10 protein-coding genes are annotated in these 10,021 nt (G+C 67.8%); 3 read left to right on the top strand and 7 right to left on the bottom strand.

Features of this window, described 5'->3' with window-relative positions; genetic code table 11:
* Nucleotides 1–105: 105 nt before the first annotated feature.
* Entirely contained in the window at nt 106–687 is a 582-nt protein-coding gene (locus tag AC07X4_RS23200) for an NnrU family protein (protein ID WP_056742546.1), read from the bottom strand.
* 162 nt (nt 688–849) lie between these two features.
* On the opposite strand from AC07X4_RS23200, the gene AC07X4_RS23195 reads away from it, so the two are divergent.
* Complete coding sequence (locus AC07X4_RS23195) at nt 850–1,143, top strand: TfoX/Sxy family protein (protein ID WP_099732289.1); 294 nt, start codon at nt 850–852, stop codon at nt 1,141–1,143.
* Between the two features lie 98 nt (nt 1,144–1,241).
* Here AC07X4_RS23195 and AC07X4_RS23190 read toward each other — a convergent pair whose 3' ends face one another.
* Nucleotides 1,242–1,853 carry a 3'-5' exonuclease gene (locus tag AC07X4_RS23190; protein WP_440596354.1) on the bottom strand — a complete coding sequence of 204 codons (612 nt, stop codon included), beginning with the start codon at nt 1,851–1,853 and terminating at the stop codon, nt 1,242–1,244.
* Between the two features lie 146 nt (nt 1,854–1,999).
* Here AC07X4_RS23190 and AC07X4_RS23185 point away from each other — a divergent pair, with 146 nt between their 5' ends.
* Both AC07X4_RS23185 and AC07X4_RS23180 read left to right on the top strand, forming a co-directional pair.
* On the top strand, nt 2,000–3,421 hold the full coding sequence (locus AC07X4_RS23185) for a serine hydrolase domain-containing protein (protein ID WP_494741451.1): 1,422 nt from the start codon (nt 2,000–2,002) through the stop codon (nt 3,419–3,421).
* A 59-nt stretch (nt 3,422–3,480) separates the two neighbouring features.
* A complete protein-coding gene (locus AC07X4_RS23180) occupies nt 3,481–4,512 on the top strand; it encodes a M28 family peptidase (RefSeq protein ID WP_494741450.1) in 1,032 nt (343 codons plus the stop codon).
* A gap of 33 nt (nt 4,513–4,545) precedes the next feature.
* Here AC07X4_RS23180 and AC07X4_RS23175 read toward each other — a convergent pair whose 3' ends face one another.
* From AC07X4_RS23175 to dinG, 5 genes are all read right to left on the bottom strand, one after another.
* Nucleotides 4,546–5,823 carry an extracellular catalytic domain type 1 short-chain-length polyhydroxyalkanoate depolymerase gene (locus AC07X4_RS23175; protein WP_494741449.1) on the bottom strand — a complete coding sequence of 426 codons (1,278 nt, stop codon included), beginning with the start codon at nt 5,821–5,823 and terminating at the stop codon, nt 4,546–4,548.
* A gap of 58 nt (nt 5,824–5,881) precedes the next feature.
* Entirely contained in the window at nt 5,882–6,307 is a 426-nt protein-coding gene (locus AC07X4_RS23170; protein WP_494741448.1) for a CopG family transcriptional regulator, read from the bottom strand.
* Between the two features lie 297 nt (nt 6,308–6,604).
* Complete coding sequence (locus tag AC07X4_RS23165; protein WP_056742558.1) at nt 6,605–7,108, bottom strand: pyridoxamine 5'-phosphate oxidase family protein; 504 nt, start codon at nt 7,106–7,108, stop codon at nt 6,605–6,607.
* A gap of 148 nt (nt 7,109–7,256) precedes the next feature.
* The gene (locus tag AC07X4_RS23160) at nt 7,257–7,613 is read right to left on the bottom strand and encodes a zinc ribbon domain-containing protein YjdM (RefSeq protein WP_056743179.1); all 357 of its coding nucleotides are present in this window, start codon (nt 7,611–7,613) and stop codon (nt 7,257–7,259) included.
* Nucleotides 7,614–7,675: 62 nt separating this feature from the next.
* Nucleotides 7,676–9,838 (bottom strand): ATP-dependent DNA helicase DinG, encoded by a 2,163-nt coding sequence (dinG, locus tag AC07X4_RS23155; RefSeq protein WP_494741447.1) that lies wholly within the window; start codon nt 9,836–9,838, stop codon nt 7,676–7,678.
* Nucleotides 9,839–10,021 lie beyond the last annotated feature (183 nt).

Genomic DNA, 10,021 nt, shown 5'->3' with positions numbered 1-10,021 from the left:
GGTGTTGGGGGTGGTGGCTTCGGTCATAGAGGTCTCAGCGAGAAAGGAGAAAACGCAAAGCGCGGATTCTCCGGCATTTGGGGTGCTGGCCTTCCCAGCGTTCGATCATCGCCCCAGCGGCGCCACGCCGATCAGCCACGCATGGCCCCAGAACGCAAAGCCCGCCCAGGCCACTGCACCCACCACCACAGCCGCCGCCGTGCCTGCAGCGCTGCCTGCCGCGTACACGGTGCCCTGCGCCCGGTCGCGCTGGCGCGCGGCGCGAAAGCTCAGAACCGCCCACAGCAAGAAGCTGCCAAACAGCAGCACGTCGGCCAGGTTGCCGTTGGACAGCAAATGCGCCAGCGCCCACACCTTCACGCCCAGCACCATGGGGTGGTGCAGCCGGGCCTTGAGGGCATTGCGCGGCACATAGGTGGCGGCCAGCAGCACAAAGGCGATCAGCGTCAGCAGGGCTGCGGCGTGCCGCATGCCGATGGGCGGCACCCACAGCACCACCGGCTGCTGCCGCGCCAGGCCGTAGCCCCAGACGATGAATGCCAGGCCCACGGCCGACACCAGCGAATACAGCCCTTTCCACGGCATCTCGCCCAGGCGCGCCCGCGTCTGCGTGCGCCAGCCATCGGCCACGATGCGCACCGAGTGCACGCCCAGAAACAACACCAGTCCCAGTACCAGATACCCCATGGCCAAGCCTTTCTTGTCGTCGTGAATCAACAGGGGCTGGCGCGTCGCCATCTGGCGGCGTGGCCCCTCGGTCTTGCTTGGGCGGATTATCGGCAGTGCGTGCCTGTGCCCTCGTCGTGTGGGGGCTTGCCGTGCTGGCTGCGCGCCGCCATCATGCCGCCCATGTCTGTCCGCCCGCTGCCCGACGCCTCTGAGCTACGCGCCCTGCCCAACCTGGGTCCGGCGTCCGAACGCATGCTGCACGCGACGGGCATCCACACACCCGCAGCGTTGCGTGCACTGGGCTCCGTGCCCGCTTTTGTGGCTGTGCGTCAGGCGGGGCAGCAACCCAGCCTCAACCTGCTGTGGGCGCTGGAGGGCGCGCTGAGCGGCCGGGACTGGAAAAGTGTGGCCCAGCAGGAGCGCACCGCGCTGCTGATGCAGCTGGACGATCTGGAGAGCGGTCGCCGGCCCTGATTTCGAGCGAAAACTGCCCCAAGCGCTAGTGAATCAAGCGCTGGTAGCTATCAATTTGGTAGTCGTTTTGCTGCCGCATTGCCTGCACGCAGGTGGGGTCAGATCCCCGCATGCTGCGCCAGCAGCGCCCCCACCTTGGGCTTGGCGCAGCGCTGCAGCGTTTGCAGCAACGCGTAGCTGGGCTCGGCCACCCGCCAGAGGGTGCGCAGGTCGTGCTGCATGCGGGCCAGCAGCGCAGCGGCCATCTCGGCATCGGCCAGCGCCCGGTGGGCCTGGCCTGTGCGCGGCAGGCCGTGGTAGTCCACCAGCGTGCCCAGCTTGTGGCTGGGCGCCTCGGGGTACAGGCGCCGCGACAGCAGCACCGTGCACGCAAACGGCTGCGGCGCGGGCATCCCGGCCAGGGCCAGTTCGGCCTGCCAGAACTTGCTGTCGAACGATGCGTTGTGCGCCACCATGGGCGCATCGCCCACAAAACGCGCGGCATCCTGCATCACCTGCGCCGCGTCGGGCGCGGCGTTCACCATCGCGTTGGTGATGCCGGTGAGCTGGGTGATGAAGGACGGAATCCACACCCCGGTTTTCATCAGGCTCTGGAACCGGTCCACCACCTGGCCGCCTTCCAGCAGCACGATGGCCACCTCGGTCGCGCGCGCGCCCTGGCCGGGCGAGACGCCGGTGGTTTCAAAGTCGATGACGGCGATGGGGGGCATGGGCTTGCGTGCGAAAAGGAAGGATTGTGCCGCCGCACCTGCGCGCCATCCTGTGCGCCCTGCGGGCCTGTGTGTCCACGTGCCTATCCAGGTGTGTGGCCTACACTGCCCCACCCCGTTTCTGGATGCATGGAGCCGAGCAAACCATGAAGAACCACACCACCCAACCCGCCTGGCTCCACGTCGCCCTGGACTACCTGCCGCAGTGGCTGGACCTGCAACTGGAGCGCTACCGCCAGCCCGGGTGTTCCGTGGCCATTGCACGCGGCGGCGAGACCGTGGCCGAGCTGGCCCTGGGCGTGGCCGACATGCGCACCCACCAACCCCTCACGCCCCGGCACCGCCTGCGCATTGCGTCGCACTCCAAGAGCTTCACGGCAGCGGGCGTCATGCTGCTGCGCGAGCAGGGAAAGGTCGGGCTGGACGACCCCATTGGCCGCTATGTCGATGGCCTGCACAAGGACCTGGCCCGGGCGCGCATTGGCGAGCTGCTCTCGCACAGCGCGGGCGTGACGCGCGATGGGCCCGATGCCGGCCAGTTCCTGGACCGGCGGCCGTATCTCTCCCGCGCCGAGCTGCTGGCGGATCTGCGCCACAAGCCGCCGCTGGAGACGGGGGTGCAGCTCAAGTACTCGAACCACGGTTACGGCCTGCTGGGGCTGATGATGGAGCAGGTCACCGGCACGGAGTACGCCAGCTGGATGGTGCGCCACGTGATCGATGCTGCGGGCCTGCAGGAAACCGTGCCCGACATGCCGCGCCTGGCCCGGGGCGCCCCGATGGCCGTGGGCCACAGCAGCGAGTTTCCGTTCGGCCAGCGCCTCGTCGTGCCGGGCGACAACCGGTGCGACGCCATGGCCCCGGCGGCCGGGTTTGTGTCCACCGCGTCGGATGTGGCCCGCTTCTTTTCGCAGCTGGCGCCAGACAGCCAGCGCAGCATCCTGTCGCCCGCCAGCCGCCGCGAGATGGCGCAGCGCCGCTGGCGCGACCCCTGCAACCTGTTCGAGTCCCACTACGGCCTGGGCACCATGCTCAGCGCGCCGGGCCCGCGTGAATGGATGGGCCACACCGGCAGCCTGCAAGGGTTCCTGTCACGCACCGCGCGCTACCCCGCGCTCGACTTGACGGTGACGGTGCTCACCAACGCGCAGGACGGCCTGTCCACCGAGTGGGTGGAAGGCATTGCCAGCATCTTGTTCGCGTTCCAGCAGCATGGTGCGCCAGGCAAAAAGGAAGCCGCCTGGGCGGGGCGCTGGTGGAGCCTGTGGGGCGCCAGCGACCTGGTGCCCATGGGCAAGGTGGTGTGCCAGGTGGTGCCCGCCATGTTCGTGCCCTTCAACGCCGCCACCACGGAGCTGGCCATCACCGGGCGCGACACCGGCGTGGTCCAGAAAGCCTCGGCCTACGCCAGCCCCGGCCAGCCGGTGCGCCGCGTGCGCGATGCCAGCGGCACTGCCACCGAGCTGTGGGTGGGCGGCACCCAGCTGTTGCCCAAGGACGCCATGGTGGCCGAGGCCACCCGTCGCTATCGCAAGGCGCGCCCGCGTCGCAGTGGTCCATCAAAGTGACGGATGCGCTCGGGGCATGTGCTTGGTAACAGGCACGCAGTGCCGATGAATACAACGCTATGAGAATTTCACAGATCGCCCTGCGCCTGGGGCAAAGCCTGCTGCGCATCACCGGGGCCCTCGCCATCGTGTTGGGCCTGCTGCTGGCGGCCATCCTGGCAGTCACCACCATGCCCGGCAGTTCGCACCGCGGCGCGCTCCTGCCCGCCACCGCAGAGCAGCAGGTGCTGGCACAGCAATTGCGCCAGCATGTGGCCGTGATTGCAGCGCAGGAACACAACACCCAGCACCCTGCCGCCCTGGAGGCCGTGGCGACCTATCTGGAGTCGGAACTGGCATCGTACGGCTACCGAGTCCGGCGCGACGAGTTCAAGGCGCGCGGTGTGGCGGTGCGTAACCTGGAGGTCACGGTGCCCAGCCAGAGCGCACCGGGGCAGCGGCTGGTGGTGGTTGGCGCCCACTACGATTCGGCGCACGAAACGCCCGGCGCCAACGACAACGCCACGGGCACCGCCGCCGTGCTGGCGCTGGCCAAAAGCCTCAAGCACCTGGGCGCCACCGCGCAGGCGGACGTGATGTTTGTGCTCTACACCAACGAAGAGCCGCCCTTTTTCAGAACCCCGCTGATGGGCAGCCAGGTGCACGCCCAGGCCTTGTTGGCTCGTGGGGCGCCGGTGGTTGCGATGCTGTCGCTGGAGACCATGGGGTACTTTTCCAGCGCCGAAGGGTCGCAGAAGTACCCCTGGCCCCTGAACCAGTTCTACCCCACGCAGGGTGATTTCATCGCTTTTGTGGCGACGCCTGGCGACCTGGGGTTGGTGCGAAAGGTGGTGCGGTCCTTTCGGTCCCACGCGGCGTTTCCGTCCGAGGGCATTGCGGCGCCCCGCTTCGTCCCCGGCGTGGACTATTCAGACCATGCGGCCTACCTCGACGCGGGCTATCCCGCATTGATGGTGACCGACACCGCCCCTTATCGCTATCCCCACTATCACACCGGCCAGGACACTCCTGACCAGGTGGACTTCGACCGCCTGGCCCGCGTGGTTCAGGGGCTAGAAGGTGTTGTGCGCGATCTTGCACACCGGCCTTAGCGCATCGAAGACCGAGCGGACGCGTGTGGAGAGTCAATGCTTCGCAGCGCGCGGATGCTCCAGAAAAAACCGCAGCATCTCCTGTGTGGCGTACACGCCGCGCGGGTCGGTGTGGCTGCCGCCCGCGTGCCCACCAGCCCACGCGTGTCCTGCGCCGTGCAGCACCCAGTGTTCTGCCACCACCGTGCCAGTCAGTGCGCCGGCCGACGGGGCGCCACCCGCCACGGTGTACACCTTGCGGGTGTAGCTCTGGCCACCACTGGACTGGCCCTGGTGCACGGTCTCCACCGTCGTCTGGCCGTCACCTGGGGCTGTGGCCAGTGTTGACAGCGTTGCCTCGATGAGCTGTTCACCGTTGTGTGCATGTACGGTGGTGTCGGCGTCGCCGTGGAACACGATCACCGGTGGGAGTGGCAGGGCTGGGGCGTCAGCGGCATGGTGGGTCGCCGCACCGGGTTTGGCCCCGTTCTTCATCGCCGACAGTGCGCCCATCACGTTGTGCGCGGCACCCGCCTGCAGGCCGGAGTGCACGCCCACGGCCGCAAACAGGTCGGGGTATTCGCGGCCCAGCAGTGCGGCCATGGCGCCGCCGGCCGACAGGCCCGCCACGTAGACGCGTTGCGCATCCACCGGGTGGCGCGCCATCACATCCCGCAGCATGGCCACGATCAGCGCGGGCTCGCCGCCGCCCCGGTGCTGGTCGCCAGGGCGAAACCAGTTCCAGCAGCCGTTGGGGTTGGCGCTGTGGGGTTGCTCGGGGTACAGCACCAGGGCGTTGGCGGGCGCTGCTGCGTCGTTCATGCCCGTGCCGGTCGCAAAGTCCACCGGGTTCTGCGTGCAGCCGTGCAGCATCAGCACCAGGGGCATGGGGGTGCCTGCCGTGGCGCCCGGGGGCACGTACAGGTGGTAGTGGTGCGGGTTGTGCCGAGCGCCCGGGTGGGTGAAGGCCACGCGGGTGAAGCTGCCGGCGGGCTCCGCCAGCGGGTGGTGGCTGGCGGCGGGGCGTGGTGTGGTCGTGGGCTGTGCCTCTGCGGGTGGAGCGTGGGTGCTGCGGTCGATGACCACGGCGTCTTCCACCTCTTGCGCGGTGTGGGCACTGCGCCAGCGGGGGGCGTTCCCTGCCGTGGGTTCGGGCTCGGTCGCGTGCAGCGGGGGCGCGCTCGTGCTGGCGGGTGCGGGAGGGGGGCCATGGCGCGCCACGGCCTCGCCCAGGGTTTGCTGGATGGCCCGCGTGGCGTCGGCCAGTTGGCCGCTGCGCACCAGCTGGGTGGCTTCGCCCATCAGGCGCTTGAGGTTCAGGTTCCAGTCCATGGGGACTCCTTGGTGGTGGGTGCGGGCACGGGCGACGCGCTGCGGTCTGTGTACGGATTCAATGCATGCGCCCGGCCAGTGCGGCCTTGACGGCTGCACTGGCGTGGAACGCGCCCAAGACCGTCACCGAGGCGATCGTGGCCTGCGCCAGTGCGGGCGGCACGTCGTCGTCGATGCTGGCCAGGCCCAGCACACGGATCTCCAGCGCCTGGCCTGCCGCCAACACGGCCTCCAGCTCGGCCCGGCCAAAACGCTGCAGTCCCAGCACAAGCATCTTGCGGGCCACCACCTGGCGCACCGCGTCGTTCTGGGCGGTCAGCTGGTTGCGGATGGCGGTGCGGATGAAGTCGGTGCGGTTGGCGTAAAAGCCTTCGGACACCAGCAGGTCAATGTGGCCCAGGTCCACAAAACCGAGGTTGATGGTGACCTTCTCGGACTCGGGCACCTTGCTGCGTGCGGGGGTGGTGGGAACCAGGTTGCTCATCAAGCACACTCCAAAAAACATCCAAACAGATGGTGTATGGATGGAATATGGATGGTGGTTGGCTGCTTTGCAAGAGCTGCCCACAAAAAATGGGGCCTGCGGGTCGCAGAAGGTACTGCATGCGCTCACTACCAAAATAGGAGCAAACAAACCATGTTTCCGTGGCGCTAGCGCCCAGTTTTGCCTGAAATTTGCCCCGGGGACCCGCAGGATGGCGGTGCAAATGCTGCACCGCCCTGGGGAAAGGGGCTCCACTCACACCCTGCAGGCCGATCCCGAGGGATCGTCCACAGGCGCTCAGAACAGCGTGAGTTCCTTGTGTTCACCCAGGCTGCGCGGCGGCTCGCCAGTAAAGGCCGCCTTGGCCATCTGGAACAGCTGCACCATCTTGCTCTCGTCCACGTTCCAGTATTCGGCGTGGCGAACGCGCACCACCAGCAGTGCCAGGTCCGGGTCGGTCGCTCCGCCTGGGAACCACGCCTTGGCCAGGGGCGACCACAGGGCTTCCTTGAGCGCGCGGTCGTCCACAAAACGCGCCTGGCCTGACACGGACACATAGCGGTCCTCGCCCGGGTCGGCGTACGACACATTCACCTCGCCATCGGTCAAAAGGCGTTCGTACAGCTCGCCCGACTGGGAGATGAAGAAGTACAGCTCGGCCTGTTCATCGAGCTGCCGGTTTTGTGTGGTGAGCGGGTGCGCGTGCAGCATGCCTGTGGACGTGCGGTGCGTGAGCATGCCAAAACGGATGTCCTTGATGAGCTTCCACAAGGTGTCGTGGGCGGGGGAATTGGGGTGCATGGGGCCTCCAGCAGGTGGTAGGGAATCAATCGAAGAGTGCGGGCACTGCAATCGATTGACTCTAGGCACCATGGGGCGGCCAGGGCGTCGGCGGGGAACGCCGATGCCTGTGGGCGGTTGTCTGACACAGGGGCGCCGCCCTCCTCCATCAGGCCTTCTTCAAGAACTCCGACTTCAGCAGCATGCTGCCCAGGTCCGTCTTGCAGTCCACGTTGTGGCCATCGGCACCATCGACCAGGCGGATGCTCTTGATCTTGGTGCCCTTCTTGAGCGTGGACGACGAACCCTTGACCTTGAGGTCTTTCACCAGGATCACGGCGTCGCCGTCGGCGAGTGGATTGCCATTGGCATCCCGGACGATGCCATCGCCTGCATCGGCATCGGCGTCCGCTGCATCGGCCACCTGCGGCCATTCAAAGGCGCAGTCGGGGCACACATAGTTGCTGCCATCCGGGTAGGTGTTCTCCTGGCCGCACTGGGGGCAGGCGGGAACGGTGTGGGGCATGGTGGGGTCCTCTCTGTCGTTGTTGTAGTGGTTGTGAAATCGGTGCGCAAAGTGTCGCCGCTTCACAGCGGCGCGCGTTGCTCCAGCGCAAACGGCGGCAGCCCTTTGAGCAGCCGCTGGCCGTAGCTCGTGCGCGTCAGGCGCTTGTCGTAGCAGTACACATGCGCCATGTCTTCTTCGGTGCGGATCGCGCGGCCCACCCATTGCGCCAGGCGGATGGCGGTGGCGGGCACCACCAGCTCGCTGAACGGGTCGCGCCCCACGGCGCGCAGCCATTCGGCGCGGGCCTCGCCCACCGGGTCATCGGGCGGGGCAAAGGGCAGCTTGGTGATGAAGACCGACTCGCACAGCCGCCCGGGCAAATCCAGCCCCTCGCCAAACGACTGCATGCCAAAGATGACCGAGGGCTCGCCGTTCTCCACCCGCTCGCGGTGGCGGCGCAGCAACTGCGTGCGCGGCAGTGCGTTCTGCACCAGCACCACGCTGCGCATGGCGGTGGGCAGCGCGTCCACCGCCTGGCGCATCTGCTCGCGTGAGGTGAACAGCACCAGTGCGCCGTATTCCACGCGGGCAATGTCGTGCAGCAGCGCATCGACCATCTCGGTGGTGAACTGCGCGGCGTTCTTGGGGTCGGCGCGTGTCTCGGCCGCAATCAGCGTGCCCTGCGCGGCGTAGTTGAAGGGGCTGGGCACTTCCAGTGTTGTTGTTGCCTCGTCACCATGCAGGCCCGCCTCGCGCAGGAAAAAGTCAAAGTGCCCGCAGCTGGTGAGCGTGGCCGATGTCAGCACCGCGCCGCGCACCGCGCTCCACAGGTGGTTGCGCAGCGTGGTGCCGGGCAGGATGGGGCTGGCGTGTGCCTTGGCCACGATGAAGTCGCCATCCACTTCCAGCGTGAACCACTTGGCGGCGGGCACAGCCCCTTCGGGCGCGTCCTGCAGCAACAACTGGGCCGTGGCGTGCAGCTCCTCCAGGCGCGGGGCCAGCATGCCGATCTGCGCATACAGCGTGGACAGGCGCTTGGCTTCGTCGGGCTTGTCGCGCATCTCGGCACGCAGGGCTTTGCTGATGGCGCGCAGGGCGTCGAGGAAGCCTTCGGCACTCGCGGCCAGCAGGCCCAGCGGTGCGATCAACTGCTCGGGCAGCTCGCCCCGGGGCACACGAACGCGTGCCGGGCCCCAGGCGCTGGGCTGGCTCTTGAGCTGGGCGCCGTACACGTCCATCACGATGCGCGCCAGATCCTGCAGCGTCTGCCGCAGCTGGGCTGAGTGCTTGGGGATGTCGGCAATCTCTTCGACCTCCAGCAGTGCCCCAATGCGCAGGCCCCGGCTGGCAAGCCGCTCGATCCAGGTGATGCGCGACAGGTCCATGCTGCACGCAAACTGGTCGAGCGCCGTGGCGGGCAGGTGGTGGGCTTCGTCCAGCACCAGGAGGCAGTTGTCCAGCTCGGGCAGCACGCGCGCGCCCAGTGACGACAGCAGCAGGTCGTGGTTGGCCACGATCACCTGCGCGCCCACCAGCTCCTTGCGCTTGTCGTAGTAGGTGCACTGGCTGAAGGCCGGGCAATGCTTGCCGGTGCACGATGCACCCTCGGCCGCCACGGGGCTCCACACCTCGGGCTCAGGCGGCGTGTCCAGGCTGTCGCGGTCGCCGTCCCACGCGCCTTTCGACAAGGTTTGCGCCATCGTCGAATAGAACTGGATGCGCGCCTCGGTTTCGTGCCGGGGGCGCTTGGCGCGGGCGGCCGCTTCCTCCTCGGCAAACAGGTCGTCTTCGCCCTCTTCCTCCGCCTCGCCCGTGCCCGCCAGGCGGTCGAGCTTGAGCTTGCACACATAGCGCCCGCGCCCCTTGGCCAGCGCAAACTTGAAGGGCTGGGGCAGCAGTGCGGCCAGCGCGGGCAGGTCCTTGTTGACCAGCTGCTCTTGCAACGCCACCGTGGCGGTAGAGATCAACACCCGCGTGCCGCGCGACAGCGCCAGCGCAATGGCGGGTGCGCAGTACGCCAGCGACTTGCCCACACCCGTGCCCGCCTGAATGACGGCAATGGAGCGCGTGGGCGCGGCCTCGCCACTTTCTTCATCCACCTTGCCCAGCGTGGCGCTGCTGAACGTGCGTGCCACCTGCTGCGCCATCAGCCGCTGGCCAGCGCGGCTGCGAAAACCCTCGGTGGCCGACACCACCGCATCGAAAGATTCAAGGGCCTGTGCGGCCCACACCTGTTGAGACATACAGTAGTGTCGCATGGCTTGGGGGGCCCGCCGCGCCAAGGGCGTGTGTGCGCCGTCTCCATCGCCCGTCGGTTAGATGGCCTCTGGGCCTACACGGCGACGAGGGGGGCGTTTTTACGATCCACAGGACGGGACCCGCTGCGGTCCCCATCCAGGAGACCCCATGCCCCGCAACACCAACCC

This window comes from Acidovorax sp. GW460-11-11-14-LB4, from assembly GCF_059423685.1.
The sequence above is the reverse complement of the archived record's forward strand: the minus strand, read 5'-3'. Positions and strand labels throughout refer to the sequence as shown.